This is a genomic window from Pseudomonas cichorii, assembly GCF_015471405.1.
Lineage (GTDB): Bacteria > Pseudomonadota > Gammaproteobacteria > Pseudomonadales > Pseudomonadaceae > Aquipseudomonas > Aquipseudomonas serbiensis.
Genome location: NZ_BLVZ01000007.1, coordinates 18,131 through 43,687, shown reverse-complemented (window position 1 = coordinate 43,687; position 25,557 = coordinate 18,131). Strand labels below are relative to the sequence as shown.

The following is a 25,557-nucleotide window of genomic DNA, read 5'->3' as shown; positions in this document are numbered from 1 at the left end:
ATTCAACGACTCGTACAGTGACTGACGAGAAAAGGAACTCAGGTACTTTGGCGATCGACCAAGGTGAATCCCGTATCTATCCGCACTGGATCAGCGCTTGAAGCCGGGTAGTTGAAACGATCCAGCAACGCCTGCGCGACCTGATCGCCAATGTGCTTGCCATCGACCCGCACCGTCGAAAGCGCCGGATAAACCTGAGCGGCACTGGTCAGATCCCCGAAGCCCATGACCGCCAGGTCCTCCGGCACTCGCAGCCCTCGACTGGCAGCTTCGGCCAGAACACCTTGAGCCACGGTATCGGAGCTGCACACCACCACATCCGGCGTTTCAGAGCTTTCGAGTAACTGCCGCAGCCCTTCCCGCCCGGTTTCCAGCGTCGCGGGCGGCGTCAGCACTTGCATGGGCACATTATTCATCCCGTGCCGGTTCAGTTCGGCGACCAGGCTGTCGCTGCGACGCAGGCCGCGAGGGTCGCTGATGGTCACCACAGCAAAACGCTTGTAACCCTTGGCAAGCAGATGCCGGGCAGTGGCCTGGCCGACGCCCTCATGGGAAAACCCCACCAGCATATCGAGCGGCTCATCACTCAAGTCCCAGGCCTCGACGACAGGAATCCCCGCCTGCGCCAGCCGCAGGCGACTGGACTCGGTGTGCAAAGTCCCCGTCAACACGATGCCATCAGGACGCCGCCCCAATACGGCCTCAAGCAATTTCTCTTCCTGCTCGGCCGAATAACCGGTGAGCCCCAGAAGCGTCTGATAACCAGCTTCGGCCAAACGGTCCATCAGCGCCTGGACGGTATCGGCAAAAATGGAGTTGGCGATGGTCGGCAGGAAAATCGCCACCAGCCGGCTCTTGTTACTGGCGAGCCCACCGGCCAGCATATTCGGCACATAACCCGTCTTGCGCACCGCCTCAAGCACCTTCTCCCGCGCCTCCTTGCTGACCACATCAGGACGATGCAAGGCCCGGGAAACCGTGATGGGCGAAACACCCGCCACCTTCGCCACGTCAATCAGAGTGAGGCTCGATGCCTTTTTGGACAGCGATGAATCCGCTGCCTCGGACGACTTGCCTGCTTTTTTCGCCATGATGGTTCCGGGGTCTGGAGCGGTGGGATTTGTGGGGTGGGAATTTATCAAAGCTGAGGGGTTATAGCGGCAGAATTCAAAAAGAATCCTACGCTGAAGGGACTCTTGCTCGGCTCAATTGTCAGGCTCCATGGAGATGTTCTATGCCCAGAGTTCATCATGACGTCAACTGTTCTGCTCACTCCTGCGACAGTCTCATCCGATTCCGCACAACAGCAGGTGCTGGGGTCGGCGGCGATGATTCAGCGTGAAGTGTGAGCCTGGGGCGCCATGGGAGGCTAACAGGCTCAACATCAAAAATATCGAATTCATTCAGCCTCGTACCCAAGCCAATAGCGACTATTTTTGAATGTACTTATCCTGAGACTTGATAAACGCATCAAATTCTTTAGAGTTATAAACTTTAAGGCATGCATAGAACACCATTTTTTTCTTACTATACTTGCTTCCTGCGGAAACCTTGTCATAGGCCGAAAAAACATAGTCCATCGTTGCTTTGTAAGGGTTATGCAAGGTTTCCAAGGTGTCTTCATTTTGGAGTACAGCATGCATACCTTTCCCCATAAAGCCATAAGCACCTATGGCAAGTTTGATATCCGTTTTTATATCAGACTCATCGGAAAACTGATTAACAATACAATAAGAAAGGCCGTAATCTTTTAAAGACTGCCTGGCTGCTACGACATCAACACTGCCATAGGCAGCGCTTCCAAAGCACGTAGCAAGAAAAAGAAAAGCCAGTAAAAACTGTTTCATCCTTTCAACTCCCAGTAGCTAATCTTCACAAGTACCCCTGTAGAGCCTATCCAATCTTCGCCGTCCTGGCGATGATAGTCAGAACCGTCGCTGGTTACTTCTCCATTCCAAAGAACCACATGCCCTCTTGCATCCTCCCAACCGTCAGCTTCAATGACGATCACACCTTTCTTTCCAGCCATCAAGGCATCGTCCCCTGGGGCCATAACCAAATCAGGTTTTCCCCAGTTATACTTCAGAAAGTCAATCATATCATTGACCCTCAAAATATAGGCGAGTCCATCACTGCCACGCACCCTGTAAATACTTTTATTCTTGATAATTGTGCCCCGTGGAACCTTGTAGCCGCCATAGTTGAAAGCTCTGCTCATTCTTAGCGCACAAGAGTTCGCATAATTATCGGGAATTTTCCTCCGTAACTCGGCCGCCTCTCCACCCACCAAATCATAAACGGCTGCAGATTCCATGGAGCCTACTTCGGCATAGGCCTCCCACAAATCACTATAACGAGGTCTGTTGACCTTGACTGCCGTAGAAACCCCACCAGCACTTACCGTCAGATTAGTCATTACACTTCACCTTCCATGTCGATACGATCATCCATAAGCACACCAGAAACTACAGCAACCCCACCGGCACCTACAGTGGCCGAAAAAGCACGCTCTACACCACCTCCAACTTTAATATCAATAACCTCGCCAACCTCATAACCCGATGTTTTCACATGTACATTCAAATCCACATAGAATCGAGAAACATCGGCAAGAGGCTCGTGACTACTGCCATATGAAAAATAAATTTCTTTTATTGATTTTACTTTCCCCACAGCAGCAATAGGCACAAAACTGGCATTAGTGTGCTCAGCGCCACCAAAGACAGTAGACTGGCCAAAAATCACAGTATTGGATTCAGGTGGACAACCACAAGCGACGTAATCACCCTCCAACGCAACCGGACCTGCCGGCAAAATAACGGTTCTTGGCCCTACGGCAACTATAGGCCCCTTGCCTACACTGCATACGGGACAGCTAGCCATATGCCCGACCGATGATGTATTGACTGCACTATCGATATTAATACCCACGTTGCCTTCCAGTACAGCGCCACCCGTAGATGTAGGAGCTCCAACTCCAATCATTTTGCGTCCCATGCAAACGTCCTTCCTGAGTCAAATAATTACGATCTCGATCTTACGCATCTCATGCATGAAGCCGTGCGGCGCGCATGGCTAAAAATGTATCAACTCGTAACATTCTCGCCTCAAGCTGTACTCACTACCCTCATGCTTTTTTATCTATACGAAACAACTTGAGGCTATCTAAAACCTCCAAGATATTTTTGATAGACCTATAACGCGAAACCCCCGCAGTGCGGGGGTCTCAAGCTTAAACTTTACGAAAGTCTTATGTAGGTTAGAACGGAATATCATCATCAAAGCTGTCGAAATCAGCAGCCGGCTGTGGTGCTTGCTGTTGCGGAGCCGGGCGGGATTCGCGTTGTGGCTGTTGCGAATACGACTGCTGTGGCGGAGCCGATTGCGGGCGCGACTGCTGTGGGCGTGGCGCGGAGTTGCCGTAGTTGCCACCGCCTTGACCTTGTTGGGCATCGCCTTGTGGACGGCCGCCCAGCAGTTGCATGGTGCCTTGCATGTCGACGACGATTTCGGTGGTGTAGCGCTTGATGCCGTCTTTTTCCCACTCACGGGTCTGCAGCTTGCCTTCGATGTAGACCTGGGAACCCTTGCGCAGGTATTCGCCAGCGATTTCGGCGACCTTGCCGAACATCGAAACACGATGCCATTCGGTCTTTTCGACTTTCTGACCGGTCTGCTTGTCAGTCCATTGTTCGCTGGTTGCCAGACTCAGGTTGGTCACGGCGTTACCGTTAGGCAAGTAGCGAACTTCGGGATCCTGGCCGCATGTACCGACCAATATGACTTTGTTAACCCCACGGGCCATAACGTTCTCCTAGGCTTCGCACGCTTCAGGGGCCGGGTTGACCAGCTTTTCCAGAGACGCACGATCCAATAATTTTGTATCGAGTTTGATATAGATGGCGGCCTCTTCAGCCACCACCACTGCATCCGTCACGCCTGCTACGGACATTAAACGCTCTACCAGGCCTGCTTCACGCTGGGCCTCGGCCGACAACGGCAGGCGCAGGCTCGTCACGTACGGCGGTTCACGCATGGTTACTGCAAAGGCAAGCCAGATGGCGGCCATGCCAGCGCCTCCCAGGAAAACCACGTCGAGGCCACCATGCTGGAACAACCAGCCGCCGAGTATCCCACCTGCAGCCGAACCAAGGAACTGGCTGGTTGAATAAACTCCCATCGCCGTGCCTTTTCCGCCCGCCGGCGATACTTTGCTGATCAGGGACGGCAAGGACGCTTCCAGCAGGTTGAACGCGGTAAAGAATACCACTGTCCCGATCACCAGCGCCCGCAGCGTGTCGCCGAATGCCCAGAAGGATAGCTCAGAGAGCATCAGAACTGTGACGGCGCCGAGCAACACGCGCTTCATCTGACGCTTTTTTTCTCCGTAGATGATGAACGGGATCATCGCAAAGAAGGAGATCAACAGTGCCGTGAGGTAGACCCACCAGTGCTGCTCCTTGGGCAAACCGGCCTTTTCCACCAGCGCCAGCGGTAATGCGACGAAACTGGACATCAGCATCGCGTGCAACACGAAGATACCCAAATCCAGACGCAGCAGATCCGGATGACGCAGGGTCGCTCCCAATGCCTGTTTAGCGACGCCCGACTCACGGTGCAATAACGGACCATTGGCTTTCGGGACGACGAACGCCACGATCAGTATTCCCAGCAGCGCCATGCCACCCGTAGCCAGAAACAGTCCTGACAGGCCAAAAGCCCCCGTCAGCAAAGGCCCCACCACCATGGCGATGGCAAACGACAGACCAATGGTCATGCCGATCATGGCCATGGCCTTGGTGCGATGCTGTTCACGGGTCAGGTCTGATAGCAAGGCCATGACGGCCGCGGATATCGCGCCGGCACCTTGCAGGACGCGCCCGAGAATAACGCCCCAGATCGTGTCGGCATTGGCGGCCACCAGGCTGCCAAGTGCAAAGACGATCAGCCCCAGATAAATCACGGGACGTCGCCCGATCCGGTCGGAGATGACGCCGAACGGGATCTGCAACACAGCCTGCGTCAGTCCATAGGCCCCGATGGCCAGACCAATCAGGGCCGGACTCGCGCCAGCCAGGTCCATACCGTATGTTGCCAGGACCGGCAGAACCATGAACATGCCAAGCATTCGGAAAGCGAACACCAGGGCCAGACCGCCTGCTGCGCGTGTCTCACCGCTACTCATCCGTTCGCTATAGGGATCGTGCATGGAAAAACCTCGTGTGAACCGGCGGCGATTCTACCAGTCCCATCGGGGTACAGCACATACACGAGAGATACGCGACGCTTTGCCGCGTAATGGCATGCAGCCGTATACTCCGATGTTTATGCCCGCCAAGCGAGGCCGCAGTGGACAAGATCCTGATACGTGGGGCACGAACCCACAACCTGAAAAACATTGACCTGACCCTTCCACGCGACAAACTGATCGTTATTACCGGGTTGTCCGGTTCCGGCAAGTCATCGCTGGCGTTCGATACGTTGTATGCCGAAGGCCAGCGACGTTATGTCGAGTCTCTTTCTGCCTACGCCCGTCAATTTCTTTCGATGATGGAAAAACCGGACGTCGATACTATCGAAGGCCTGTCGCCTGCGATTTCCATCGAGCAGAAATCCACCTCCCATAACCCGCGTTCGACCGTCGGCACCATTACCGAGATTTACGATTACCTGCGTCTGCTGTACGCGCGGGTCGGTCAACCACGCTGCCCGGATCACGATATTCCGCTGGAAGCCCAGACCGTCAGCCAGATGGTCGATCTGGTTCTGGCGCAGCCCGAAGGCAGCAAATTGATGCTGCTGGCACCGGTCATTCGCGAGCGCAAGGGCGAGCATCTTTCGGTATTCGAGGAACTGCGCGCTCAGGGCTTCGTCCGGGCTCGCGTCAACGGCAAGCTGTTTGAACTCGACGAACTGCCCAAGCTGGACAAACAAAAGAAGCACTCCATCGACGTGGTGGTAGACCGTTTCAAGGTTCGCCCGGACTTGCAGCAGCGCCTGGCCGAGTCGTTCGAGACCGCATTGAAGCTGGCCGACGGCATCGCGCTGGTCGCGCCGATGGATGATGAGCCAGGCGAAGAAATCATCTTCTCTGCGCGCTTTGCCTGCCCGATCTGCGGCCATGCCATCAGCGAGCTGGAACCCAAGTTGTTCTCCTTCAACAACCCGGCCGGTGCGTGCCCGACCTGTGACGGGCTGGGCGTGAAGCAGTACTTCGATGTGAAGCGACTGGTCAATGCCGAGCTGACGCTGGCAGAGGGAGCGATACGCGGATGGGACAGGCGTAACGTCTATTACTTCCAGATGCTGGGCTCGCTGTCCAAGCACTACGACTTCAGCCTGGAAGTGCCGTTCAAGGAGCTGGCTCCCGAAACGCAGAAAATCCTGCTTAACGGTAGCGGCACACAGAATGTCGACTTCCGTTATCTGAATGATCGCGGCGATATCGTCAAACGTGCGCATCCATTTGAAGGCATCGTGCCGAACCTTGAGCGACGCTACCGGGAAACCGAGTCGGCAACCGTCCGTGAAGAGCTGGCCAAGTTCCTCGGTACTCAGCCTTGCCCGGATTGCCGTGGCACTCGTTTGCGTCGCGAGGCTCGTCACGTCTGGGTCGGCGAGAAAACCCTGCCAGCGGTCACCAACCTGCCGATTGGCGATGCCACCGACTATTTCAGTGGCCTGAAGCTGACCGGACGCCGTGGCGAAATCGCCGACAAGATTCTCAAGGAGATCCGCGAGCGCTTGCAGTTCCTGGTCAACGTCGGCCTGGATTACCTGACGCTGGATCGCAGCGCCGATACCCTGTCGGGTGGTGAAGCGCAGCGTATTCGCCTGGCGAGCCAGATCGGTGCTGGCCTGGTAGGGGTGATGTACATCCTCGACGAGCCGTCGATTGGTCTGCATCAACGCGATAACGACCGCTTGCTGGGCACACTCAAGCACCTGCGCGATATCGGCAATACCGTGATCGTGGTCGAGCATGATGAAGATGCTATTCGCCTTGCTGACTATGTCGTGGACATCGGCCCGGGCGCTGGCGTACACGGCGGCAATATTGTCGCTGAAGGTACACCTGACGAGGTGATGAGCCATCCTGACTCGTTGACAGGCAAGTACCTGTCAGGCCGGGTCAAGATTGAAGTACCGGCCAAGCGCACGCCACGTAACAAGAAGCTGTCGCTTACGCTCAAGGGCGCGCGCGGCAACAACCTGCGCAATGTGAACCTGGATATCCCGATTGGTTTGCTGACCTGCGTGACCGGTGTTTCCGGCTCAGGCAAGTCGACACTGATCAACAACACTCTGTTCCCGCTCAGCGCCACAGCGCTCAACGGCGCAACAACTCTGGAAGCCGCAACCCACGACAGCATCAATGGCTTGCAGCATCTGGACAAGGTCGTGGACATCGACCAGAGCCCGATCGGCCGTACACCTCGCTCGAACCCGGCGACCTACACCGGACTGTTCACGCCTATTCGTGAGCTGTTTGCTGGTGTGCCGGAATCGCGGTCTCGCGGTTATGGTCCTGGGCGCTTCTCGTTCAACGTCAAGGGCGGGCGCTGCGAGGCTTGCCAGGGTGACGGCCTGATCAAGGTCGAGATGCACTTCCTGCCGGACATTTATGTCCCTTGCGACGTGTGCAAGAGCAAGCGCTACAACCGCGAAACGCTGGAGATCAAGTACAAGGGCAAGAGCATCCATGAGGTGCTGGAAATGACCATTGAAGAGGCCCGTGTCTTCTTCGATGCCGTTCCGGCCCTGGCGCGCAAGCTGCAAACGCTGATGGATGTGGGGCTTTCCTACATCAAGCTGGGGCAGTCGGCGACAACCTTGTCAGGCGGTGAGGCACAACGGGTAAAGCTGTCTCGCGAGCTCTCCAAGCGTGATACCGGCAAGACGCTATATATCCTCGACGAACCTACCACCGGTCTGCACTTTGCCGATATTCAGCAATTGCTTGATGTCTTGCATCGCCTGCGCGATCACGGCAACACAGTGGTAGTGATTGAGCACAACCTGGACGTCATCAAGACCGCCGACTGGCTGGTGGATCTCGGGCCGGAAGGTGGTTCAAGAGGCGGACAGATTATCGCCACCGGCACGCCGGAAGAAGTGGCAGAGATGGAGCAGTCCTATACCGGACACTATCTCAAGCCTCTGCTGATCAGGGACCGTGCTTGAGTCAGTCGATTTTCTAGAAACGCAAAATGAAAAAGCCCCTGCCACGTCAGTGTGCAGGGGCTTTTTGCTATACGGGGGAAATCAGAACTGCGATTGCAGGTAGTTTTCCAGGCCGATAGCTTTGATCAGACCAGTCTGCTGCTCCAGCCAGTAGGTGTGATCTTCTTCAGTGTCAGCCAGTTGCAGGCGCAGGATGTCGCGACTGATGTAATCCTTGTGCAGTTCGCACAACTCGATGCCTTTACACAGCGCAGCGCGCACCTTGTATTCAAGACGCAGGTCGCTGGCGAGCATTTCAGGCACCGTGGTACCGATATCCAGATCATCCGGGCGCATGCGCGGCGTGCCTTCAAGCATCAGGATACGGCGGATCAGCGCATCGGCGTGTTGCGCTTCTTCTTCCATTTCATGATTGATGCGTTCGTAGAGCTTGGCGAAACCCCAATCTTCGTACATACGCGAATGGATGAAATATTGGTCACGAGCAGCCAGTTCGCCAGTGAGCAACGTGTTCAGATAATCGATTACTTCTGGATGGCCTTGCATCGCACCAGATCTCCCTGCTGAAAGGCCATAGTTTGAACCAAGCTGACTGTCAGGTCACTTCCAAAAACGCAATAATCCGATAAAAAGCGGCGAAAAAAGGGTTATCAGAAGCGAAAAACCGCCCAAATGAGGGCGGTTCTGTTTCTCACTTCGACTTAGCCCAGCTGGACGCCCAAAGCTTTGGCAATACCTTCGCCATAGGCAGGGTCAGCTTTGAAGAAGTACTGCAACTGACGCTGCACCACATCGCTGGAAACCCCTTGCATCGCACCGGCAATATTGTTGATCAACAGCGCCTTCTGATCGGCATCCATCAGGTTGAACAACTTGCCGGCCTGGCTGTAATAGTCGGTGTCTTCACGATGATCGTGACGATCGGCAGCGCCACTCAAGGCCAGAGCCGGTTCGGCATAACGAGGAGCCTGTTTTGGCGCGTCCGCATAGCTGTTTGGCTCATAGTTCGGAGCTGCACCACCATTGCTGCCAAATGCCATTGCTCCGTCACGCTGATAGCTGTTTACCGGGCTTTTCGCAGCATTGATCGGCAAGTGCTGGTGATTGGTTCCTACACGGTAGCGGTGAGCATCGGCGTAGGCGAACACTCGCCCCTGGAGCATACGGTCAGGCGAAAGACCAACGCCTGGCACCATATTGCTCGGACCAAAAGCGGCCTGCTCGACTTCGGCGAAGTAGTTGAGCGGGTTACGGTTGAGTTCCAGCTCACCCACTTCGATCAGAGGAAACTCTTTCTGCGACCAGGTCTTGGTCACATCGAACGGGTTCTCGTGATGATTGGCGGCCTGGGCTTCGGTCATCAACTGGATGCACACCTGCCATTTCGGGAACTCACCACGCTCGATGGCGCTAAACAGGTCGCGCTGTGCGTAGTCCGGGTCAGTACCTGCCAGACGAGCCGCATCCGCAGGTGTCAGGTTTTTGATGCCCTGTTTGGACTTGTAGTGCCATTTGACCCAGTGACGTTCACCCGCAGCGCTGATCAGGCTGTAGGTGTGACTGCCGAAGCCGTGCATGTGGCGGTAGCCATCAGGAATACCCCGGTCCGAAAACAGGATGGTGATCTGGTGCAGAGCCTCGGGGGAGTACGACCAGAAGTCCCACATCGCTTGCGCGCTTTTCAGGTTGCTCTGCGGCAGACGTTTTTGGGTGTGGATGAAATCCGGGAATTTCAGCGGGTCGCGGATGAAGAACACTGGTGTGTTGTTACCCACGATGTCCCAGTTACCTTCTTCGGTGTAGAACTTCACGGCGAAACCACGTGGGTCACGTTCGGTATCAGCCGAACCACGCTCGCCGCCTACGGTGGAGAAGCGCAGGAATATAGGCGTCTGCTTGCCGACCGACTCAAAGAGCTTGGCGCTGGAGTATTGGGTGATATCGCGGGTGACCGTGAAAGTGCCGTGAGCACCCGAACCCTTGGCGTGTACGCGACGCTCCGGGATGTTCTCACGGTTGAAATGGGCAAGTTTCTCGATCAGATGGAAATCGTCGAGCAGCAATGGACCGCGTGGGCCGGCCGAACGGGAGTTCTGGTTATCCGCTACGGGCGCACCGCTCGCAGTCGTAAGCGTTTTAGTCTGGCTCATTCGATTCTTCCTCAGTCTTATAGGGCTGGCTAATGGTCTGAGGAGGATTATTGGTCAGAACTGAAACACTCTCAAATTTATTAAATTATACGAGCTGATAGTTTTTACGAATTTCAAAAAACAAAAAACCGGGCACAAGGCCCGGTTCTTTGTTCAGACTGACGTCTTATTCAGCAGCTTCTACAACACCACCGACAGGACGATCAACCAGCTCGACGTACGCCATTGGCGCGTTGTCGCCAGCGCGGAAACCGCACTTGAGGATACGCAGATAGCCGCCCTGACGGGTTGCATAGCGCTTGCCCAGATCGTTGAACAGCTTACCAACGATTTCTTTCGAACGAGTACGGTCGAAAGCCAAACGACGGTTAGCAACGCTGTCTACCTTGGCCAGGGTGATCAGCGGCTCGGCAACGCGGCGCAGTTCCTTGGCTTTTGGCAGTGTAGTTTTGATCAGCTCGTGCTCGAACAGCGACACCGCCATGTTCTGGAACATGGCCTTGCGGTGAGAGCTGGTACGGCTCAGGTGACGTCCACTTTTACGATGACGCATGGTTCATTCCTTACCAAACACAACGTTCGGTGATTACGACGATCAGGCAGTCGCCTTGTCGTCCTTCTTAAGACTTGCAGGCGGCCAGTTGTCGAGGCGCATGCCGAGGGAAAGACCACGAGAAGCCAGGACATCCTTGATCTCAGTCAGGGACTTCTTGCCCAGGTTCGGAGTCTTCAACAGTTCTACTTCGGTACGCTGAATCAGGTCGCCGATGTAGTAAATGTTCTCCGCCTTAAGGCAGTTGGCCGAACGCACGGTCAGTTCCAAATCGTCAACCGGACGGAGGAGGATCGGATCGATCTCATCTTCCTGTTCGATTACCACTGGTTCGCTGTCACCTTTGAGGTCGACGAACGCAGCCAACTGCTGTTGCAGAATGGTTGCAGCACGACGGATAGCCTCTTCAGGATCCAGAGTACCGTTGGTTTCCATATCAATAACCAGCTTGTCCAGGTTGGTACGCTGCTCGACACGGGCGTTTTGCACCTCGTAGGCGATGCGACGTACTGGGCTGAACGAAGAGTCAAGCTGCAGACGACCAATGCTGCGGCTTTCATCTTCATCGCTCTGACGCGAGTCTGCCGGTTCATAACCACGACCACGAGCTACTACGAGCTTCATGTTCAAGGCGCCGTTAGACGCCAGGTTAGCGATTACGTGATCGGGATTAACGATCTCGACATCATGATCCAGCTGAATATCGGCAGCGGTAACCACCCCCGAACCCTTCTTCGACAAGGTCAGCGTAACTTCGTCTCGACCGTGCAGCTTGATAGCCAGACCTTTAAGGTTCAACAGGATTTCAATTACGTCTTCCTGTACACCTTCGATAGCGCTGTACTCATGGAGTACACCGTCAATCTCGGCCTCGACTACTGCACAGCCGGGCATGGAGGACAACAGAATGCGGCGAAGCGCGTTGCCCAGGGTATGGCCAAAACCACGCTCGAGAGGCTCGAGAGTAATCTTGGCGCGGGTTGGACTGACAACCTGCACATCAATATGGCGGGGTGTCAGGAACTCATTTACCGAAATCTGCATGGATGCACCTATTTTCTAGCCCTTACTTGGAGTAGAGCTCGACAATCAGGCTTTCGTTGATGTCGGCGGATAGATCACTGCGAGCTGGAACGCTTTTGAAAACGCCCGATTTCTTTTCAGTGTCTACTTCTACCCATTCTACGCGGCCACGTTGGGCACACAGATCGAGAGCCTGGACAATACGCAGTTGGTTCTTGGCCTTCTCGCGAATAGCGACTACGTCACCAGCACGAACCTGGTAAGAAGGAACGTTAACGGTTTTGCCGTTGACGCTGATCGACTTGTGCGAAACCAGTTGACGGGATTCGGCACGAGTCGAGCCGAAGCCCATACGATATACAACGTTGTCCAGACGGCATTCGAGCAATTGCAGCAGGTTTTCGCCTGTTGCGCCTTTCTTGCCGGCAGCTTCTTTGTAGTAGCCGCTGAACTGACGCTCGAGAACGCCGTAGATACGACGGACTTTTTGCTTTTCACGCAGCTGGGTACCGTAATCGGACTGACGACCGCGGCGTTGACCGTGGATGCCTGGAGCTGCTTCGATGTTGCACTTGGATTCGATAGCGCGAACGCCGCTCTTCAGAAAGAGATCGGTGCCTTCACGACGAGCAAGTTTGCATTTTGGACCAATGTAACGAGCCATTTCTTACAGTCTCCTGGATTACACGCGGCGCTTCTTCGGCGGACGGCACCCGTTGTGCGGGATTGGCGTCACGTCGGTGATGCTGGCGATCTTATAGCCACAGCCGTTCAATGCACGGACAGCGGATTCACGACCTGGGCCTGGACCCTTGACATTGACGTCGAGGTTCTTCAGACCGTACTCCAGCGCAGCTTGACCAGCACGCTCGGCAGCTACTTGAGCAGCGAACGGGGTGGACTTGCGGGAACCACGGAAACCCGAACCGCCGGAGGTAGCCCAGGAAAGAGCGTTACCTTGACGATCGGTAATGGTGACGATTGTGTTGTTAAACGACGCGTGGATGTGGGCGATGCCATCAACCACTGTCTTTTTAACTTTTTTACGAGGACGAGCAGCAGGTTTTGCCATGACTAAATTCCTGTCGATACGCTGGAGCGATTACTTGCGGATCGGCTTACGCGGACCTTTGCGAGTACGCGCGTTGGTCTTGGTACGCTGACCGCGTACTGGAAGACCACGACGATGACGCAGACCGCGGTAGCAGCCCAAGTCCATCAAGCGCTTGATTTTCATGTTGATTTCGCGACGCAGGTCACCTTCAGTGGTGAACTTCGCCACTTCGCCACGCAGCTGTTCAATCTGCTCGTCGCTCAGATCTTTGATCTTTGCCGCTGGGTTAACCCCAGTGGTTGCACAAATTTTCTGTGCAGTAGTGCGACCAACACCATAGATGTAGGTCAGCGAGATAACAGTATGCTTGTTATCTGGAATGTTAACGCCTGCAATACGGGCCATTCAGTGGGACTCCAATTGACAGCTACCTACGCCCCGGAAGCCAAGAAATAGGGCGCGAGATAATATCGCTGTAGTAACAAATAATCAACCCAGCAGCGCACTAGCTGCTGGGCTTAAGCACAAATCACAATCAGCCTTGGCGCTGTTTATGACGTGGTTCCGCGCTGCAAATTACTCGAACAACACCTTCGCGGCGAATAATCTTGCAGTTACGGCACAGCTTTTTCACCGATGCACGAACTTTCATCACCAACTCCTCGAACCTTATGGGTACCTCAGCGCAGCATTCCGCCGCCGCTGCCGTAACCCTTCAGGTTGGCTTTCTTCATCAGGGATTCATACTGGTGCGAAACGAGGTGAGATTGTACTTGCGACATAAAGTCCATCACAACCACGACCACGATCAGCAACGAGGTCCCGCCAAGGTAGAACGGTACGTTTGCCGCAACCACCAGAAACTGGGGAAGCAGACACACGGCCGTCATATAAAGAGCACCGAACATGGTCAAGCGAGTCAGTACGCCATCAATGTAGCGCGCAGACTGCTCACCTGGACGGATGCCCGGAATAAAGGCACCGGACTTCTTCAGGTTTTCCGCTACGTCTTTCGGATTGAACATCAACGCCGTATAGAAGAAGCAGAAGAAAATAATCCCTGCACTAAACAGCAGAATATTCAACGGCTGACCAGGAGCGATCGACTGCGAGATGTCCTGCAACCAGCCCATACCTTCAGACTGACCGAACCAGGACCCCAACGAAGCCGGGAACAGCAAGATGCTGCTCGCGAAAATGGCAGGAATAACACCAGCCATGTTCACTTTCAGCGGCAAGTGGCTGGTCTGCGCTGCGAAGACCTTGCGGCCTTGCTGACGCTTGGCGTAGTGAACAGCAATACGACGCTGACCACGCTCAATGAACACCACGAAACCGATGATCGCTACTGCCAGCAAACCGATGGCGACCAAGGCGAAGATATTGATATCACCCTGACGTGCAGACTCGAAAGACTGCCCAATCGCTCTCGGAAGACCGGCGACGATACCTGCGAAAATCAACATCGAGATACCGTTACCAACACCGCGCTCGGTAATCTGCTCGCCCAGCCACATCATGAACATTGCACCAGCCACAAAGGTGGTGACAGCTACGAAGTGGAAGCCGATGTCTGCAGAGAAAGCAACGCCCTGACCAGCCAGGCCAACGGACATGCCGGTAGCTTGAACCAGGGCCAGGACGACGGTGCCGTAGCGGGTGTACTGGCTGATCTTGCGACGGCCAGCTTCACCTTCCTTCTTCAACTGCTCCAGCTGTGGGCTGACGGCGGTCATCAGCTGCATGATGATCGATGCCGAAATGTACGGCATGATCCCCAGTGCAAAGATGCTCATCCGCTCCAGCGCACCGCCGGAAAACATGTTGAACAAGCTAAGAATGGTCCCCTCATTCTGTCGAAACAGGTCCGCGAGTCGCTCCGGGTTGATACCTGGAACCGGGATGTGTGCGCCTATTCGGTAGACGATAATCGCCAGGAACAGAAAACGCAGACGAGCCCAGAGTTCAGACATACCGCCTTTGCCGAGCGCAGAGAGAGCACCTTGCTTAGCCATTTATTCCTCGAACTTGCCGCCAGCTGCTTCGATAGCCGCACGCGCACCTTTGGTGGCTGCGATACCTTTGATGGTGACAGCGCGAGTAACTTCGCCGGACAGCATGATTTTCACGCGCTGTACGTTCTGGTTAATCACGTTGGCATCCTTCAGGGACTGCACAGTTACGATGTCGCCTTCCACTTTGGCCAGCTCGGACAGACGCACTTCTGCGCGGTCCATGGCTTTCAGGGAAACGAAACCGAATTTTGGCAGACGACGATGCAGCGGCTGTTGGCCGCCTTCAAAGCCCGGAGCAATAGTGCCACCGGAGCGGGAGGTCTGACCTTTGTGACCACGGCCACCAGTCTTACCCAAACCGCTACCGATACCACGGCCCGGACGATGCTTTTCGCGACGGGAACCCGGCGCTGGACTCAGATCATTGAGTTTCATCGATTAACCCTCGACTCGCAGCATGTAGTAAGCCTTGTTGATCATCCCGCGATTTTCGGGAGTATCCTGGACTTCTACAGTGTGACCGATGCGACGCAGACCCAGACCCTTAACGCACAGTTTGTGGTTAGGGAGACGGCCGGCGGTGCTTTTGATCAGCGTTACTTTAACGGTAGCCATGATCAGATGATCTCCTCAACACGCTTGCCACGCTTGGCAGCAATGGACTCAGGAGACTGCATGCCCTTCAGACCCTTGAAAGTGGCGTGAACCACGTTTACAGGGTTAGTAGAGCCGTAGCACTTGGCCAATACGTTCTGGACACCAGCAACTTCCAGCACTGCGCGCATAGCGCCGCCAGCGATGATACCGGTACCTTCAGAAGCAGGCTGCATGTACACCTTGGAAGCGCCATGAGCAGACTTCATTGCGTACTGCAGAGTGGTGCCGTTCAGATCGACTTGGATCATGTTGCGGCGAGCAGCTTCCATCGCTTTCTGGATTGCAGCAGGCACTTCACGTGACTTGCCACGGCCGAAGCCAACACGCCCTTTACCATCACCCACTACGGTCAACGCAGTGAAAGTGAAGATACGGCCGCCTTTTACGGTTTTGGCCACGCGGTTAACTTGAACCAGCTTCTCGATGTAGCCTTCGTCGCGTTTTTGGTCGTTATTTGCCATAACTTAGAACTCCAGCCCGCCTTCACGAGCAGCATCAGCCAGCGCTTTGACACGGCCGTGGTACTTGAAGCCAGAACGGTCGAAAGCCACTTGCGATACGCCAGCGGCTTTTGCACGCTCGGCGACCAGCTTGCCAACCTTAGTGGCCGCGTCGATGTTGCCAGTGGCGCCATCACGCAGTTCTTTGTCCAAAGTCGAGGCGCTTGCCAGGACTTTGCTGCCGTCGGCCGAAATGACCTGGGCATAAATGTGCTGCGAAGAGCGGTGCACGCAGAGACGCACGACTTCTAGTTCGTGCATTTTCAGGCGTGCTTTGCGAGCGCGACGCAGTCGGGTAACTTTTTTGACGGTCATTTGCTATGCCCTACTTCTTCTTGGCTTCTTTACGGCGGACGACTTCGTCTGCGTAACGCACACCTTTGCCTTTGTACGGCTCAGGACGGCGGAAGTCGCGGATCTCAGCGGCCACTTGACCAACCAACTGCTTGTCGATACCACGAATCAGGATATCGGTCTGGTTGGGGGTCTCAGCGGTAATGCCATTTGGCAATTCGTAATCCACCGGGTGCGAGAAGCCAAGTGCCAGGTTCAGGACCGAGCCTTTTGCTTGCGCTTTGTAACCAACACCGACCAGCTGGAGCTTACGCTCGAAGCCTTGGCTTACGCCCTGGACCATGTTGTTAACCAGTGCACGAGTTGTGCCTGCCATTGCGCGAGTCTGTTGATCGCCATTGCGAGCAGAAAAACGCAGCTCACCAGCTTCTTCAACAATTTCAACGGACGAATGGACGTTCAGTTCCAGAGTACCCTTGGCACCCTTCACCGAAAGCTGCTGGCCGACGAGTTTGATCTCGACGCCGGATGGCAACTTAACGGGGTTCTTAGCTACGCGTGACATGCTTATCCCCCCTTAGAACACAGTGCAAAGCACTTCGCCACCGACACCGGCAGCGCGCGCAGCACGATCCGTCATCACACCTTTGTTGGTGGAGACGATAGACACACCGAGACCGCCACGAACTTTTGGCAGATCATCGGAGGACTTGTACTGACGCAAGCCTGGGCGGCTGACGCGCTTCACTTCTTCGATGACTGGACGGCCTTCGAAGTACTTCAGCTCGATGGACAGCAACGGTTTGATTTCGCTGCTGATCTGATAACCCGCAATGTAACCTTCGTCTTTCAGGACTTTGGCTACAGCAACCTTCAACGTGGAAGATGGCATGCTCACGACGGGCTTTTCAGCCATCTGGGCATTACGGATACGAGTTAGCATGTCCGCTAACGGGTCCTGCATACTCATGGGCTAGACGCTCCTAATACAAAATAATTAGCCTTGCGGCTACAGCTTGTCGCCGAGATTTTCCGGGCAAGTAAAAACACGGGCTCAGGCGAGCCGGCAATTCTAGACCTACACTAGAAACGAATCAAGCCCCAAAAGGGGCTTGATTTGATTTCCCGGCTTACCTGGCGTCGATTTCTTGCGAAACCGACGACAGGTAGCGAGAGGTACGTCTTACCAGCTGGCTTTAACCAGACCTGGAACGTCACCACGCATTGCTGCTTCACGCAGCTTGTTACGGCCAAGGCCGAACTTGCGATAGACGCCGTGTGGACGACCGGTGATGCGGCAACGGTTACGCATGCGCGAAGCGCTTGCGTCACGTGGTTGCTTCTGCAGAGCTACGGTAGCTTCCCAACGCGCTTCTGGACTTGCGTTCAGATCAACGATGATTGCTTTGAGCGCTGCACGCTTTACGGCGAACTTGGCAACAGTGAGCTGACGCTTCAGCTCACGGTTTTTCATGCTCTTCTTGGCCATTTTCCTACTCCAATCAGTTGCGGAACGGGAATTTGAAAGCACGCAGCAGTGCGCGGCCTTCGTCATCGTTCTTGGCAGTGGTGGTCAGGGTAATGTCCAGACCGCGGAGAGCATCGATCTTGTCGTAGTCGATTTCCGGGAAGATGATCTGCTCTTTAACGCCCATGCTGTAGTTACCACGACCATCGAAGGACTTGGCATTCAGGCCGCGGAAGTCGCGAACCCGAGGCAGGGAGATCGACAGCAGACGATCCAGGAATTCGTACATACGATCGCGGCGCAGAGTTACTTTGACGCCGATCGGCCAACCTTCACGGACTTTAAAGCCAGCGATGGATTTCCGAGCGTAAGTCACAACAACTTTTTGACCGGTGATCTTTTCCAGGTCAGCAACAGCGTGCTCGATGACTTTCTTGTCGCCGATCGCTTCGCCCAGACCCATGTTCAGGGTGATTTTGGTAACGCGCGGAACTTCCATCACGTTCGCCAGCTTAAGTTCTTCCTTAAGCTTCGGAGCGATTTCCTTCCGGTAAATCTCTTTTAGTCGTGCCATGGTCTTCTACCTAGCAGTGTTCAAGCATCAACCGCTTTTTGGGTCGACTTGAAGACACGAATTTTCTTGCCGTCTTCAACTTTGAAACCAACGCGGTCAGCCTTGTTGGTTGCGCCGTTGAAAATGGCGACGTTGGAAGCGTGCAGTGGCGCTTCTTTCTCGACGATACCGCCCTGTACGCCCGACATCGGGTTTGGCTTGGTATGACGCTTCACCAGGTTGATCCCACCAACGACCAGACGGTCATCAGCGAGAACCTTGAGCACCTTACCGCGCTTACCTTTGTCTTTGCCGGCGATCACGATGATCTCGTCGTCACGACGAATCTTTTGCATGTCGGATCTCCTTACAGTACTTCTGGGGCGAGCGAGACGATCTTCATGAACTTCTCAGTACGAAGTTCACGGGTCACTGGCCCAAAGATACGGGTACCGATCGGCTCTTGCTTGTTGTTCAACAGAACAGCAGCGTTGCCATCGAAGCGGATGATGGAGCCGTCTGCACGACGAACACCGTGGCGAGTGCGGACTACAACAGCAGTCATCACTTGGCCTTTTTTCACCTTACCGCGTGGAATTGCTTCCTTGACGGTCACTTTGATGATGTCACCGATACCAGCGTAACGACGATGGGAGCCACCCAGCACCTTGATGCACATAACGCGGCGAGCGCCGCTGTTATCGGCCACATCGAGCATGGATTGAGTCTGAATCATATAATTTCTCCGACCCCTAGTCCTTAGACTTCCACAGCGCGTTCGAGGATATCAACCAACGCCCAAGACTTGGTCTTGGCTACCGGACGAGTTTCACGAATAGTGACCTTGTCGCCGATATGGCACTGATTGGTTTCGTCGTGCGCGTGCAGCTTAGTCGAACGCTTAACGTATTTACCGTAGATTGGGTGCTTGACGCGACGCTCAATCAGAACGGTGATGGTCTTGTCCATCTTGTCGCTGACAACACGGCCAGTCAGCGTACGGACGGTTTTTTCGGCTTCAGCCATGATTACTTACCTGCCTGCTGGTTGAGCACAGTCTTCACGCGAGCGATGTCACGCTTAACTTGCGAGAGCAGGTGAGACTGCCCCAACTGGCCAGTTGCTTTCTGCATACGCAGATTGAACTGGTCGCGCAGCAGGCCGAGCAGTTGCTCGTTCAGCTGCTGTGCTGATTTTTCACGAAGTTCATTCGCTTTCATCACATCACCGTCCGCTTAACAAAGGAGGTGGCGAGCGGCAGCTTTGCAGCAGCCAGGGCGAAAGCCTCACGCGCCAGCTCTTCAGTAACACCCTCGATTTCATACAGGACTTTGCCTGGCTGAATCTGGGCAACCCAGTACTCGACGTTACCCTTACCTTTACCCATACGAACTTCGAGGGGCTTTTTGGAAATAGGCTTGTCCGGGAATACACGGATCCAGATCTTGCCGCCACGTTTAACGTGACGTGTCAGTGCACGACGCGCTGACTCGATCTGACGAGCGGTGAGACGACCACGAGCAACAGACTTCAGCGCGAACTCGCCGAAGCTGACTTTGCTACCGCGCAATGCCAGACCACGGTTGTGGCCAGTCATTTGCTTGCGGAACTTCGTACGCTTTGGTTGCAACATTTGGCGTACCCCTTACTTAGCAGCTTTTTTACGAGGCGCTGGTGCTTGTGGTTTCAGTTCTTCTTGGCGACCACCAATTACTTCGCCTTTGAAGATCCAAACCTTTACACCGATCACACCATAAGTGGTGTGAGCTTCGTAGTTGGCATAGTCGATGTCGGCACGCAGGGTGTGCAGTGGCACACGACCTTCGCGATACCATTCAGTACGTGCGATTTCAGCACCGCCGAGACGACCGCTCACTTGGATTTTGATGCCTTTGGCACCAATGCGCATGGCGTTCTGTACAGCGCGCTTCATAGCGCGACGGAACATTACGCGGCGCTCCAGCTGCTGAGCTACGCTCTGCGCAACCAGCATACCGTCGAGCTCCGGCTTGCGGATCTCTTCGATATTAATGTGCACAGGCACACCCATTTGCTTGGTCAGGTCCTGACGCAGCTTCTCAACATCTTCACCTTTCTTCCCGATAACGATACCTGGACGAGCGGTGTGGATGGTGATGCGTGCTGTCTGAGCCGGACGATGGATATCGATACGGCTTACGGACGCGCTTTTTAGTTTGTCTTGGAGGTACTCACGCACCTGCAGATCTGCCAGCAGGTAGTCTGCGTAAGTGCGACCGTCTGCGTACCAGACGGAGGTGTGCTCCTTGACGATTCCCAGGCGAATGCCAATGGGATGTACTTTCTGACCCATCTCTTCGACTCCGTTACTTGTCAGCGACCTTGACAGTGATATGGCAAGACCGCTTGACGATGCGATCAGCACGGCCTTTGGCACGTGGCATGATGCGCTTCAGCGAACGCCCTTCGTTGACGAAAACGGTGGAGACCTTCAGGTCATCAACGTCTGCGCCTTCGTTATGCTCGGCGTTGGCTACAGCCGACTCCAGCACTTTCTTCAGGATCTCGGCGGCTTTCTTACTGCTGAAAGCCAACAGGTTGAGCGCTTCGCCCACCTTCTTCCCGCGGATCTGGTCGGCGACCAAGCGGGCTTTCTGGGCGGAGATTCGAGCGCCCGACAACTTAGCGGCTACTTCCATCGTTCCTTACCCCTTAACGCTTGGCTTTCTTGTCTGCCACGTGCCCACGATAAGTGCGGGTACCGGCAAACTCGCCCAGTTTATGGCCGACCATGTCTTCGTTCACGAGAACTGGAACATGTTGACGACCGTTATGCACAGCAATGGTCAGACCGACCATTTGTGGCAGGATCATCGAACGGCGCGACCAGGTTTTCACTGGTTTGCGATCGTTCTTTTCCGCCGCCACTTCGATCTTCTTCAGTAGGTGAAGATCAATAAAAGGACCTTTTTTCAGAGAACGTGGCACTGTCGTATCCCTCTATTTACTTGCGACGACGGACGATCATTTTGTCGGTACGCTTATTACCACGAGTCTTCGCGCCCTTAGTCGGGAAGCCCCACGGCGATACCGGATGACGACCACCAGAGGTACGACCTTCACCACCACCATGTGGGTGGTCAACCGGGTTCATGGCAACACCACGAACGGTTGGGCGAACGCCACGCCAGCGTTTGGCACCAGCTTTACCCAGGGAACGCAGGCTGTGCTCGGAGTTCGAGACTTCGCCAAGCGTTGCACGGCATTCAGCCAGTACTTTGCGCATTTCACCGGAGCGAAGACGCAGGGTAACGTACACGCCTTCACGAGCGATCAGCTGTGCAGAAGCACCAGCGGAACGAGCGATCTGTGCGCCTTTACCTGGCTTCAGTTCGATGCCGTGTACGGTGCTACCAACTGGGATGTTGCGCAGTTGAAGAGCGTTGCCCGGCTTGATTGGAGCCAAAGCACCAGCAATCAGCTGGTCGCCAGCACTCACGCCTTTAGGGGCGATGATGTAGCGGCGCTCGCCATCTGCGTACAGCAGCAGAGCGATGTGAGCAGTACGGTTTGGATCGTATTCGATACGCTCGACAGTGGCAGCGATGCCATCTTTGTCGTTGCGACGGAAGTCAACCAAACGATAGTGCTGCTTATGACCACCACCCACGTGACGTGTAGTGATACGGCCATTGTTGTTACGACCACCAGACTTCGATTTTTTCTCGAGCAGCGGTGCGTGAGGAGCGCCTTTATGCAGCTCCTGATTGACCACCTTGACCACAAAACGGCGGCCAGGGGAAGTCGGTTTGCATTTAACGATTGCCATGATGCACCCCTTCCTTACTCAGCACTGCTGCTGAAATCGAGATCTTGGCCTGGCTGAAGGGAGATAACTGCCTTCTTCCAGTCATTACGCTTGCCCAGACCGCGAGCAGTGCGCTTGCTCTTACCCAGAACATTCAGGGTAGTAACACGCTCTACTTTCACGCTGAACAGGCTTTCGACGGCCTTCTTGATTTCCAGCTTGGTTGCATCAGTAGCAACCTTGAAAACGAACTGGCCTTTCTTGTCAGCCAGAACCGTGGCCTTCTCGGAAACGTGCGGGCCAAGTAGAACTTTAAATACGCGTTCCTGGTTCATCCCAGCAGCTCCTCGAATTTCTTCACGGCCGACACAGTGATCAACACTTTGTCGTATGCGATCAGACTAACTGGATCGGAACCTTGAACATCACGTACGTCGACGTGAGGCAGGTTACGAGCAGCCAGGTACAGATTCTGATCAACAGCGTCAGACACGATCAGAACATCAGTCAGACCCATGCCATTCAGCTTGTTCAGCAGATCTTTGGTTTTCGGTGCTTCAACAGCGAAGTCCTGAACCACGACCAGACGTTCAGTACGAACCAGCTCGCCAAGGATGGAACGCAGAGCAGCGCGATACATCTTCTTGTTGAGTTTCTGGCTGTGGTCCTGAGGACGTGCTGCGAAAGTGGTACCGCCGCCACGCCAGATTGGGCTACGGATAGTACCGGCACGAGCGCGACCAGTACCCTTCTGACGCCATGGGCGCTTGCCGCCACCGGAAACGTCGGAACGGGTCTTTTGCTGCTTGCTGCCCTGACGACCGCCAGCCATGTAGGCTACGACTGCCTGGTGCACCAGTGTCTCGTTGAATTCGCCGCCAAATGTCAGTTCGGAAACTTCGATTGCTTGAGCGTCATTTACATTTAATTGCATGTCAGCTTCCCCTTAACCGCGAGCCTTGGCTGCTGGACGTACAACCAGATTGCCGCCAGTAGCGCCAGGAACAGCGCCCTTGACCAACAACAGATTGCGTTCAGCGTCCACGCGCACTACTTCGAGGGACTGCACGGTCACGCGCTCAGCGCCCATATGACCGGACATTTTTTTGCCCTTGAATACACGACCAGGAGTCTGGCACTGGCCGATAGAGCCTGGGACGCGGTGGGATACGGAGTTACCGTGGGTGTTATCCTGGCCACGGAAATTCCAGCGCTTGATCGTACCCTGGAAACCCTTACCTTTGGACTGACCGGTTACATCAACCAGTTGACCAGCAGCGAAGATTTCAGCGTTGATCAGATCGCCAGCCTTGTATTCGCCTTCTTCAAGACGGAACTCAAGAACAGTGCGACCAGCAGCTACATTCGCCTTGGCGAAGTGGCCAGCTTGAGCAGCTGTAACACGCGAAGCGCGACGCTCGCCGACAGTGACTTGCACTGCACGATAGCCATCGGTTTCTTCGGTTTTGAACTGAGTGACGCGATTCGGCTCGATCTCAATGACCGTGACCGGAATGGAGACACCTTCTTCGGTGAAAATACGGGTCATACCGCATTTACGACCGACTACACCAATAGTCATGTTGTAAACCTCATGAGTGTACGGGGCTTTCACCCGCTATGGCCGCCCATTTCAGAGCGTTACACGACTAAGACCCGAGTCTTAGCCGAGGCTGATCTGCACTTCCACACCGGCCGCAAGATCAAGCTTCATAAGAGCATCAACGGTTTTATCCGTTGGCTGGACGATGTCCAGAACGCGCTTATGAGTGCGGATCTCGTACTGGTCGCGCGCGTCTTTGTTGACGTGCGGGGAAACCAGAACGGTGAACCGCTCTTTACGGGTCGGCAGTGGAATTGGACCACGCACCTGAGCACCAGTACGTTTCGCGGTTTCCACGATTTCCTGGGTTGATTGGTCGATCAGGCGATGGTCAAAAGCCTTCAACCTGATACGGATTTGCTGATTTTGCATTGGATTTCAGACTCCAGATTGCTGTTCCCACCGAGCGCAATACGCCCGTTAAAAGGAGGCGCAATTCTATAGACGAGCTAACAGAGTGTCAACCCAATAAAAAAGCCCCCGCAAGCGGAGGCTTTTTCTTGAATCAACGCTTAAGCGATGATTTTGGCTACGACGCCAGCGCCGACGGTACGACCGCCTTCACGGATAGCGAAACGCAGACCGTCTTCCATTGCGATTGGCTTGATCAGGGTAACGGAAACTTTCACGTTATCACCTGGCATTACCATCTCAACGCCTTCCGGCAGTTCGCAGCTACCAGTTACGTCGGTAGTACGGAAGTAGAACTGTGGACGGTAGCCTTTGAAGAACGGAGTGTGACGACCGCCTTCTTCTTTGCTCAGAACGTAGATTTCAGCTTCGAACTGAGTGTGCGGCTTGACGGTGCCTGGCTTGACCAGAACCTGGCCACGCTCAACGTCGTCACGCTTGGTGCCACGCAGCAGAACGCCGCAGTTCTCACCAGCACGGCCTTCGTCCAGCAGCTTGCGGAACATCTCAACGCCAGTGCAAGTAGTTTTGGTAGTGTCGCGCAGACCTACGATTTCTACTTCTTCCTGGATCTTGATGATGCCACGCTCAACACGACCAGTTACAACAGTACCGCGACCGGAGATCGAGAATACGTCTTCGATTGGCATCAGGAACGGCTTGTCGATAGCGCGCTCAGGCTCTGGGATGTAGCTGTCCAGAGTCTCAACCAGCTTCTTGACAGCCGAAGTACCCATTTCGTTGTCGTCTTGGCCGTTCAGAGCCATCAGAGCCGAACCGATGATGATCGGAGTGTCGTCGCCCGGGAAGTCGTAAGTGCTCAGCAGATCGCGCACTTCCATCTCAACCAGTTCCAGCAGCTCAGCGTCGTCAACCATGTCAGCCTTGTTCAGGAAGACAACGATGTACGGAACGCCAACCTGACGGGACAGCAGGATGTGCTCACGAGTTTGTGGCATCGGACCATCAGCAGCCGAACAAACCAGGATAGCGCCGTCCATCTGAGCAGCACCGGTGATCATGTTTTTTACGTAGTCGGCGTGACCTGGGCAGTCAACGTGTGCGTAGTGACGCACGGACGAATCGTATTCAACGTGAGCGGTGTTGATGGTGATACCACGAGCCTTCTCTTCCGGGGCGCTGTCGATCTTGTCGAAGTCAACCTTTGCGGAACCGAAAACTTCGGAGCAAACGCGAGTCAGAGCAGCGGTCAGAGTGGTTTTACCGTGGTCAACGTGACCGATGGTGCCAACGTTGACGTGCGGTTTGTTACGTTCAAATTTTTCTTTAGCCACGACAGTGAAC

The 25,557-nt window shown here is 54.7% G+C and carries 38 protein-coding genes; 1 reads left to right on the top strand and 37 read right to left on the bottom strand.

What is annotated here, in order from left to right; genetic code table 11:
- Positions 1–38: 38 nt before the first annotated feature.
- From JL015_RS12010 to JL015_RS11985, 6 genes are all read right to left on the bottom strand, one after another.
- Positions 39–1,091 carry a LacI family DNA-binding transcriptional regulator gene (locus JL015_RS12010; RefSeq protein WP_201018617.1) on the bottom strand — a complete coding sequence of 351 codons (1,053 nt, stop codon included), beginning with the start codon at positions 1,089–1,091 and terminating at the stop codon, positions 39–41.
- Positions 1,092–1,430: 339 nt separating this feature from the next.
- Positions 1,431–1,847 carry a hypothetical protein gene (locus tag JL015_RS12005; RefSeq protein WP_201018616.1) on the bottom strand — a complete coding sequence of 139 codons (417 nt, stop codon included), beginning with the start codon at positions 1,845–1,847 and terminating at the stop codon, positions 1,431–1,433.
- Complete coding sequence (locus JL015_RS12000) at positions 1,844–2,416, bottom strand: type VI secretion system amidase effector protein Tae4 (protein ID WP_201018615.1); 573 nt, start codon at positions 2,414–2,416, stop codon at positions 1,844–1,846. Before JL015_RS12000 ends, JL015_RS12005 begins: the two co-directional genes overlap by 4 nt.
- Complete coding sequence (locus JL015_RS11995) at positions 2,416–2,997, bottom strand: PAAR domain-containing protein (protein ID WP_201018614.1); 582 nt, start codon at positions 2,995–2,997, stop codon at positions 2,416–2,418. Before JL015_RS11995 ends, JL015_RS12000 begins: the two co-directional genes overlap by 1 nt.
- Positions 2,998–3,259: 262 nt before the next feature.
- Positions 3,260–3,805 (bottom strand): single-stranded DNA-binding protein, encoded by a 546-nt coding sequence (locus JL015_RS11990; RefSeq protein ID WP_201007019.1) that lies wholly within the window; start codon positions 3,803–3,805, stop codon positions 3,260–3,262.
- Between the two features lie 9 nt (positions 3,806–3,814).
- A complete protein-coding gene (locus JL015_RS11985; protein WP_201018613.1) occupies positions 3,815–5,209 on the bottom strand; it encodes an MFS transporter in 1,395 nt (464 codons plus the stop codon).
- Between the two features lie 140 nt (positions 5,210–5,349).
- On the opposite strand from JL015_RS11985, the gene uvrA reads away from it, so the two are divergent.
- Entirely contained in the window at positions 5,350–8,184 is a 2,835-nt protein-coding gene (gene uvrA / locus JL015_RS11980) for an excinuclease ABC subunit UvrA (RefSeq protein ID WP_201018612.1), read from the top strand.
- 81 nt (positions 8,185–8,265) lie between these two features.
- Here uvrA and bfr read toward each other — a convergent pair whose 3' ends face one another.
- The 31 genes from bfr to tuf all read right to left on the bottom strand — a co-directional run bounded on the left by bfr (position 8,266) and on the right by tuf (position 25,547).
- Complete coding sequence (gene bfr, locus JL015_RS11975) at positions 8,266–8,730, bottom strand: bacterioferritin (RefSeq protein WP_201007036.1); 465 nt, start codon at positions 8,728–8,730, stop codon at positions 8,266–8,268.
- Positions 8,731–8,885: 155 nt separating this feature from the next.
- Positions 8,886–10,334, bottom strand: a complete 1,449-nt coding sequence (locus tag JL015_RS11970; RefSeq protein WP_201018611.1) for a catalase — start codon at positions 10,332–10,334, stop codon at positions 8,886–8,888.
- Positions 10,335–10,500: 166 nt separating this feature from the next.
- Positions 10,501–10,887, bottom strand: a complete 387-nt coding sequence (gene rplQ / locus JL015_RS11965; protein WP_025262043.1) for a 50S ribosomal protein L17 — start codon at positions 10,885–10,887, stop codon at positions 10,501–10,503.
- A gap of 42 nt (positions 10,888–10,929) precedes the next feature.
- The gene (locus tag JL015_RS11960; protein WP_025262044.1) at positions 10,930–11,931 is read right to left on the bottom strand and encodes a DNA-directed RNA polymerase subunit alpha; all 1,002 of its coding nucleotides are present in this window, start codon (positions 11,929–11,931) and stop codon (positions 10,930–10,932) included.
- A gap of 22 nt (positions 11,932–11,953) precedes the next feature.
- Entirely contained in the window at positions 11,954–12,574 is a 621-nt protein-coding gene (gene rpsD, locus JL015_RS11955; RefSeq protein ID WP_122318502.1) for a 30S ribosomal protein S4, read from the bottom strand.
- 18 nt (positions 12,575–12,592) lie between these two features.
- Positions 12,593–12,982 carry a 30S ribosomal protein S11 gene (gene rpsK, locus JL015_RS11950; RefSeq protein ID WP_002555466.1) on the bottom strand — a complete coding sequence of 130 codons (390 nt, stop codon included), beginning with the start codon at positions 12,980–12,982 and terminating at the stop codon, positions 12,593–12,595.
- A 30-nt stretch (positions 12,983–13,012) separates the two neighbouring features.
- Complete coding sequence (gene rpsM / locus JL015_RS11945) at positions 13,013–13,369, bottom strand: 30S ribosomal protein S13 (protein ID WP_004883692.1); 357 nt, start codon at positions 13,367–13,369, stop codon at positions 13,013–13,015.
- A gap of 130 nt (positions 13,370–13,499) precedes the next feature.
- Positions 13,500–13,616: a 50S ribosomal protein L36 gene (gene rpmJ / locus JL015_RS11940; RefSeq protein ID WP_002555468.1), complete on the bottom strand. Its 117-nt coding sequence runs from the start codon at positions 13,614–13,616 to the stop codon at positions 13,500–13,502.
- A gap of 28 nt (positions 13,617–13,644) precedes the next feature.
- The gene (secY, locus tag JL015_RS11935) at positions 13,645–14,979 is read right to left on the bottom strand and encodes a preprotein translocase subunit SecY (protein WP_201007039.1); all 1,335 of its coding nucleotides are present in this window, start codon (positions 14,977–14,979) and stop codon (positions 13,645–13,647) included.
- Entirely contained in the window at positions 14,980–15,414 is a 435-nt protein-coding gene (gene rplO / locus JL015_RS11930) for a 50S ribosomal protein L15 (protein ID WP_007924183.1), read from the bottom strand.
- A gap of 3 nt (positions 15,415–15,417) precedes the next feature.
- Positions 15,418–15,594, bottom strand: coding sequence for a 50S ribosomal protein L30 (rpmD, locus tag JL015_RS11925; RefSeq protein WP_009397493.1), 177 nt, complete (start codon positions 15,592–15,594; stop codon positions 15,418–15,420).
- Between the two features lie 2 nt (positions 15,595–15,596).
- Positions 15,597–16,097 (bottom strand): 30S ribosomal protein S5, encoded by a 501-nt coding sequence (gene rpsE / locus JL015_RS11920; RefSeq protein WP_024687031.1) that lies wholly within the window; start codon positions 16,095–16,097, stop codon positions 15,597–15,599.
- Between the two features lie 3 nt (positions 16,098–16,100).
- Entirely contained in the window at positions 16,101–16,451 is a 351-nt protein-coding gene (gene rplR / locus JL015_RS11915; RefSeq protein ID WP_002555473.1) for a 50S ribosomal protein L18, read from the bottom strand.
- Positions 16,452–16,461: 10 nt separating this feature from the next.
- Positions 16,462–16,995 carry a 50S ribosomal protein L6 gene (gene rplF / locus JL015_RS11910; protein WP_201007041.1) on the bottom strand — a complete coding sequence of 178 codons (534 nt, stop codon included), beginning with the start codon at positions 16,993–16,995 and terminating at the stop codon, positions 16,462–16,464.
- Between the two features lie 12 nt (positions 16,996–17,007).
- Entirely contained in the window at positions 17,008–17,400 is a 393-nt protein-coding gene (gene rpsH / locus JL015_RS11905) for a 30S ribosomal protein S8 (RefSeq protein ID WP_025262048.1), read from the bottom strand.
- A gap of 213 nt (positions 17,401–17,613) precedes the next feature.
- Positions 17,614–17,919 (bottom strand): 30S ribosomal protein S14, encoded by a 306-nt coding sequence (gene rpsN / locus JL015_RS11900; RefSeq protein ID WP_025262049.1) that lies wholly within the window; start codon positions 17,917–17,919, stop codon positions 17,614–17,616.
- 13 nt (positions 17,920–17,932) lie between these two features.
- Positions 17,933–18,472, bottom strand: a complete 540-nt coding sequence (gene rplE, locus JL015_RS11895; protein WP_004883677.1) for a 50S ribosomal protein L5 — start codon at positions 18,470–18,472, stop codon at positions 17,933–17,935.
- 20 nt (positions 18,473–18,492) lie between these two features.
- Entirely contained in the window at positions 18,493–18,807 is a 315-nt protein-coding gene (rplX, locus tag JL015_RS11890) for a 50S ribosomal protein L24 (protein WP_002555478.1), read from the bottom strand.
- Positions 18,808–18,818: 11 nt separating this feature from the next.
- Entirely contained in the window at positions 18,819–19,187 is a 369-nt protein-coding gene (gene rplN, locus JL015_RS11885; protein WP_002555479.1) for a 50S ribosomal protein L14, read from the bottom strand.
- A 23-nt stretch (positions 19,188–19,210) separates the two neighbouring features.
- Positions 19,211–19,477: a 30S ribosomal protein S17 gene (gene rpsQ / locus JL015_RS11880; protein WP_002555480.1), complete on the bottom strand. Its 267-nt coding sequence runs from the start codon at positions 19,475–19,477 to the stop codon at positions 19,211–19,213.
- A 2-nt stretch (positions 19,478–19,479) separates the two neighbouring features.
- Positions 19,480–19,671, bottom strand: a complete 192-nt coding sequence (gene rpmC / locus JL015_RS11875) for a 50S ribosomal protein L29 (RefSeq protein ID WP_002555481.1) — start codon at positions 19,669–19,671, stop codon at positions 19,480–19,482.
- Complete coding sequence (gene rplP / locus JL015_RS11870; protein ID WP_025262050.1) at positions 19,671–20,084, bottom strand: 50S ribosomal protein L16; 414 nt, start codon at positions 20,082–20,084, stop codon at positions 19,671–19,673. The genes rpmC and rplP overlap by 1 nt, the downstream gene beginning before the upstream one ends.
- 12 nt (positions 20,085–20,096) lie before the next feature.
- Positions 20,097–20,783 carry a 30S ribosomal protein S3 gene (gene rpsC, locus JL015_RS11865; RefSeq protein ID WP_025262051.1) on the bottom strand — a complete coding sequence of 229 codons (687 nt, stop codon included), beginning with the start codon at positions 20,781–20,783 and terminating at the stop codon, positions 20,097–20,099.
- A gap of 13 nt (positions 20,784–20,796) precedes the next feature.
- A complete protein-coding gene (rplV, locus tag JL015_RS11860; protein ID WP_002555485.1) occupies positions 20,797–21,129 on the bottom strand; it encodes a 50S ribosomal protein L22 in 333 nt (110 codons plus the stop codon).
- A gap of 13 nt (positions 21,130–21,142) precedes the next feature.
- Positions 21,143–21,418, bottom strand: coding sequence for a 30S ribosomal protein S19 (rpsS, locus tag JL015_RS11855; protein ID WP_002555486.1), 276 nt, complete (start codon positions 21,416–21,418; stop codon positions 21,143–21,145).
- Between the two features lie 16 nt (positions 21,419–21,434).
- Positions 21,435–22,259 carry a 50S ribosomal protein L2 gene (gene rplB / locus JL015_RS11850; protein WP_007924198.1) on the bottom strand — a complete coding sequence of 275 codons (825 nt, stop codon included), beginning with the start codon at positions 22,257–22,259 and terminating at the stop codon, positions 21,435–21,437.
- 14 nt (positions 22,260–22,273) lie between these two features.
- Positions 22,274–22,573 (bottom strand): 50S ribosomal protein L23, encoded by a 300-nt coding sequence (gene rplW / locus JL015_RS11845; RefSeq protein WP_002555488.1) that lies wholly within the window; start codon positions 22,571–22,573, stop codon positions 22,274–22,276.
- Complete coding sequence (gene rplD, locus JL015_RS11840) at positions 22,570–23,172, bottom strand: 50S ribosomal protein L4 (RefSeq protein ID WP_201018610.1); 603 nt, start codon at positions 23,170–23,172, stop codon at positions 22,570–22,572. Before rplD ends, rplW begins: the two co-directional genes overlap by 4 nt.
- A gap of 12 nt (positions 23,173–23,184) precedes the next feature.
- Positions 23,185–23,820 carry a 50S ribosomal protein L3 gene (gene rplC, locus JL015_RS11835; RefSeq protein ID WP_025262053.1) on the bottom strand — a complete coding sequence of 212 codons (636 nt, stop codon included), beginning with the start codon at positions 23,818–23,820 and terminating at the stop codon, positions 23,185–23,187.
- A gap of 81 nt (positions 23,821–23,901) precedes the next feature.
- Positions 23,902–24,213 (bottom strand): 30S ribosomal protein S10, encoded by a 312-nt coding sequence (gene rpsJ, locus JL015_RS11830; protein ID WP_003186070.1) that lies wholly within the window; start codon positions 24,211–24,213, stop codon positions 23,902–23,904.
- Between the two features lie 140 nt (positions 24,214–24,353).
- The gene (tuf, locus tag JL015_RS11825; RefSeq protein WP_025262054.1) at positions 24,354–25,547 is read right to left on the bottom strand and encodes an elongation factor Tu; all 1,194 of its coding nucleotides are present in this window, start codon (positions 25,545–25,547) and stop codon (positions 24,354–24,356) included.
- Positions 25,548–25,557 lie beyond the last annotated feature (10 nt).

Excerpts from the sequence above, each read along its gene's own strand:
- JL015_RS12010 (WP_201018617.1), bottom strand. The coding sequence starts at position 1,091 with ATGGCGAAAAAAGCAGGCAAGTCGTCCGAGGCAGCGGATTCATCGCTG.
- JL015_RS12005 (WP_201018616.1), bottom strand. The coding sequence starts at position 1,847 with ATGAAACAGTTTTTACTGGCTTTTCTTTTTCTTGCTACGTGCTTTGGA.
- JL015_RS12000 (WP_201018615.1), bottom strand. The coding sequence starts at position 2,416 with ATGACTAATCTGACGGTAAGTGCTGGTGGGGTTTCTACGGCAGTCAAG.
- JL015_RS11995 (WP_201018614.1), bottom strand. The coding sequence starts at position 2,997 with ATGGGACGCAAAATGATTGGAGTTGGAGCTCCTACATCTACGGGTGGC.
- JL015_RS11990 (WP_201007019.1), bottom strand. The coding sequence starts at position 3,805 with ATGGCCCGTGGGGTTAACAAAGTCATATTGGTCGGTACATGCGGCCAG.
- JL015_RS11985 (WP_201018613.1), bottom strand. The coding sequence starts at position 5,209 with ATGCACGATCCCTATAGCGAACGGATGAGTAGCGGTGAGACACGCGCA.
- bfr (WP_201007036.1), bottom strand. The coding sequence starts at position 8,730 with ATGCAAGGCCATCCAGAAGTAATCGATTATCTGAACACGTTGCTCACT.
- JL015_RS11970 (WP_201018611.1), bottom strand. The coding sequence starts at position 10,334 with ATGAGCCAGACTAAAACGCTTACGACTGCGAGCGGTGCGCCCGTAGCG.
- rplQ (WP_025262043.1), bottom strand. The coding sequence starts at position 10,887 with ATGCGTCATCGTAAAAGTGGACGTCACCTGAGCCGTACCAGCTCTCAC.
- JL015_RS11960 (WP_025262044.1), bottom strand. The coding sequence starts at position 11,931 with ATGCAGATTTCGGTAAATGAGTTCCTGACACCCCGCCATATTGATGTG.
- rpsD (WP_122318502.1), bottom strand. The coding sequence starts at position 12,574 with ATGGCTCGTTACATTGGTCCAAAATGCAAACTTGCTCGTCGTGAAGGC.
- rpsK (WP_002555466.1), bottom strand. The coding sequence starts at position 12,982 with ATGGCAAAACCTGCTGCTCGTCCTCGTAAAAAAGTTAAAAAGACAGTG.
- rpsM (WP_004883692.1), bottom strand. The coding sequence starts at position 13,369 with ATGGCCCGTATTGCAGGCGTTAACATTCCAGATAACAAGCATACTGTT.
- rpmJ (WP_002555468.1), bottom strand. The coding sequence starts at position 13,616 with ATGAAAGTTCGTGCATCGGTGAAAAAGCTGTGCCGTAACTGCAAGATT.
- secY (WP_201007039.1), bottom strand. The coding sequence starts at position 14,979 with ATGGCTAAGCAAGGTGCTCTCTCTGCGCTCGGCAAAGGCGGTATGTCT.
- rplO (WP_007924183.1), bottom strand. The coding sequence starts at position 15,414 with ATGAAACTCAATGATCTGAGTCCAGCGCCGGGTTCCCGTCGCGAAAAG.
- rpmD (WP_009397493.1), bottom strand. The coding sequence starts at position 15,594 with ATGGCTACCGTTAAAGTAACGCTGATCAAAAGCACCGCCGGCCGTCTC.
- rpsE (WP_024687031.1), bottom strand. The coding sequence starts at position 16,097 with ATGGCAAATAACGACCAAAAACGCGACGAAGGCTACATCGAGAAGCTG.
- rplR (WP_002555473.1), bottom strand. The coding sequence starts at position 16,451 with ATGACCGTCAAAAAAGTTACCCGACTGCGTCGCGCTCGCAAAGCACGC.
- rplF (WP_201007041.1), bottom strand. The coding sequence starts at position 16,995 with ATGTCACGCGTAGCTAAGAACCCCGTTAAGTTGCCATCCGGCGTCGAG.
- rpsH (WP_025262048.1), bottom strand. The coding sequence starts at position 17,400 with ATGAGTATGCAGGACCCGTTAGCGGACATGCTAACTCGTATCCGTAAT.
- rpsN (WP_025262049.1), bottom strand. The coding sequence starts at position 17,919 with ATGGCCAAGAAGAGCATGAAAAACCGTGAGCTGAAGCGTCAGCTCACT.
- rplE (WP_004883677.1), bottom strand. The coding sequence starts at position 18,472 with ATGGCACGACTAAAAGAGATTTACCGGAAGGAAATCGCTCCGAAGCTT.
- rplX (WP_002555478.1), bottom strand. The coding sequence starts at position 18,807 with ATGCAAAAGATTCGTCGTGACGACGAGATCATCGTGATCGCCGGCAAA.
- rplN (WP_002555479.1), bottom strand. The coding sequence starts at position 19,187 with ATGATTCAGACTCAATCCATGCTCGATGTGGCCGATAACAGCGGCGCT.
- rpsQ (WP_002555480.1), bottom strand. The coding sequence starts at position 19,477 with ATGGCTGAAGCCGAAAAAACCGTCCGTACGCTGACTGGCCGTGTTGTC.
- rpmC (WP_002555481.1), bottom strand. The coding sequence starts at position 19,671 with ATGAAAGCGAATGAACTTCGTGAAAAATCAGCACAGCAGCTGAACGAG.
- rplP (WP_025262050.1), bottom strand. The coding sequence starts at position 20,084 with ATGTTGCAACCAAAGCGTACGAAGTTCCGCAAGCAAATGACTGGCCAC.
- rpsC (WP_025262051.1), bottom strand. The coding sequence starts at position 20,783 with ATGGGTCAGAAAGTACATCCCATTGGCATTCGCCTGGGAATCGTCAAG.
- rplV (WP_002555485.1), bottom strand. The coding sequence starts at position 21,129 with ATGGAAGTAGCCGCTAAGTTGTCGGGCGCTCGAATCTCCGCCCAGAAA.
- rplB (WP_007924198.1), bottom strand. The coding sequence starts at position 22,259 with ATGGCAATCGTTAAATGCAAACCGACTTCCCCTGGCCGCCGTTTTGTG.
- rplW (WP_002555488.1), bottom strand. The coding sequence starts at position 22,573 with ATGAACCAGGAACGCGTATTTAAAGTTCTACTTGGCCCGCACGTTTCC.
- rplD (WP_201018610.1), bottom strand. The coding sequence starts at position 23,172 with ATGCAATTAAATGTAAATGACGCTCAAGCAATCGAAGTTTCCGAACTG.
- rplC (WP_025262053.1), bottom strand. The coding sequence starts at position 23,820 with ATGACTATTGGTGTAGTCGGTCGTAAATGCGGTATGACCCGTATTTTC.
- rpsJ (WP_003186070.1), bottom strand. The coding sequence starts at position 24,213 with ATGCAAAATCAGCAAATCCGTATCAGGTTGAAGGCTTTTGACCATCGC.